This window comes from Helicobacter muridarum, assembly GCF_000765805.2.
Lineage (GTDB): Bacteria > Campylobacterota > Campylobacteria > Campylobacterales > Helicobacteraceae > Helicobacter_A > Helicobacter_A muridarum.
Genome location: NZ_JRPD02000057.1, coordinates 1 through 1,852, shown reverse-complemented (window position 1 = coordinate 1,852; position 1,852 = coordinate 1). Strand labels below are relative to the sequence as shown.

General features: G+C 34.3%; 2 protein-coding genes. One reads left to right on the top strand and one right to left on the bottom strand.

The window, feature by feature from the left end; all coding sequences use genetic code 11:
- The first annotated feature begins 512 nt into the window (after positions 1-512).
- Positions 513-659, top strand: coding sequence for a heme-binding protein (locus tag LS73_RS10680; protein WP_081955518.1), 147 nt, complete (start codon positions 513-515; stop codon positions 657-659).
- Between the two features lie 228 nt (positions 660-887).
- Here the strand turns inward: LS73_RS10680 and LS73_RS09700 are convergent, their stop codons facing one another.
- Positions 888-1,682, bottom strand: a complete 795-nt coding sequence (locus LS73_RS09700) for a restriction endonuclease subunit S (protein ID WP_199768499.1) — start codon at positions 1,680-1,682, stop codon at positions 888-890.
- Positions 1,683-1,852 lie beyond the last annotated feature (170 nt).

Sequence of the window (1,852 nt, the reverse complement as noted above, 5' to 3'; positions counted from 1 at the left end):
TTCAAAGCCTAATAATTCCAAAGTCTGCTTTGCGGTATTATGTAAGGTTTCACTAAGCCTCCCACCCGAACTTCCAAAAGCCTTACCACCATTTAAAAGTAAGATTGTTTCCATCTGCACTTCCTTGAAATTAAAATAAATTGGGTAATTATATCTCAATACTTTGCCAAAGGGAAAGGATAGGGAATATGCTATAACACTTACAAAAATGCTATAATCTCCCTTTCATTTACATTGGAAAAGAAAATAAGATGCAATTAAATGATGAAATTTGTGAATTTTCAAGCAAAAAACACAAGGAGAAACACAGAAATTAGACATTGATAAGCTTTGCCATTGTTGGTGAAGGTGGAAATTTGAAGTTTTTTAGGAGATTTAAAGAAGTACTTTTTTAAGCATTCATCTCATGCCAAGAAAGGCTTATACATCTGTTATCACGCGTTCAAAAACTGAAGATGTCGCTAAATGGAGCAAAGAAGGGGAAACCCTAATGGGCATACACAGATTCTAGAATCTGCCTTGTATCTGGAGGCTATCCTCTTTTTATTGGCAATAAGCTTATCGGCGGAATCGGAGTAGGTGGAGGAAGTGAGGCAGAGGATAAACAAATCGCAGGGGCCACTTTAGGGGCTTTTGCTAATTTTGTAGCTTCACATTAACCTATAATATCTTCTCTAGCCTAGCACTAAGCTTTGGGCTTCTAACTACATAAGCTATTGAGCTTTTTATCGTCTCCTATTATTCACAAAAACACTTATACTGCTTTTGCTCTATATAATCAAAGTTTCAATGCGTCTTATGCTATTTTTTTGAGACGATTTTTGATTTATACTATAGATTGCCCCTTTTAGAATCTTAAAGACACAAATACAATGCGACTAAGTGGGTTAAAGCAAGCTTATTTTTTCCTCCACCTTTGCTTTAGCTTTCTCTAATAACTCCTTGCTTTTTGCTCTTAAAGCTAGGCTTTGGATGAGTAAAATTTGGATTTGCTTTTGAATCTTAAGGTCAAGCAATGGGATTAAGAGATTTTCAATCTCGCTTATTTTCCAATGCGCGATAATAGAGCCTCCGCTATCCCTTTGTGCTTGAAGTTTGGTAGGCAACGCGTTTAAAACTAGGCTTAGATATTGAGGCAGAATAAGGGCTTTATTTTTGATTGTTAAATGCAAAATCGCTCCGCTTGTAACGCATTCTAAATCATTTTCTACACAATAGCTAATCCCCACACTCCCATCTTTACTAAATAAAATCGTGCCTTTTTTGGGATACAAAGATTCTAGTTGTTTCTCGTTAAAATCTTTAGAATCCAAATAAACCTCACTTTGACTTATGCCAAATGCACTCAAGTTGCTTACTCTTATAAAGGGGATTCCACTTTCTCTATATGCTTCACTACCAGGTTCTATGGATTTTTGAATTGCTACTATATCTCTTAGCCTCACATAAGGCTTAGATTTTATCATTGCTTCATTTCTTTCATACTTAACTTGATAATATTCTGAATCTAACCTACCGCTTACACCAAAGCTTTGACTTAAAGATTGAATGCTGATATTAAGTTTTTGGGTATGTGAATTTTTGCTAAATTTAAAAGATTTTATATTTTTATCAAAAGAATTTTTAGAAAAAGATAAGGTTTCTAAACCTAGCAGATTTTCTAAAAGCTCCCATTCCCCCAAGCGGTAAGCCCTTTTAGAATCGCGTAATTTTGCTTTGATTTGTGGGAAATAGATTCTAAAGATTTGGATTTTAAAGGCTACAAAAGAGGCACTATTTAATACCCATCTTGGATTCCAAAATAATACTCTACTTTTTTTTCAATTTGATCTATAAATTCTCCATATTCTTT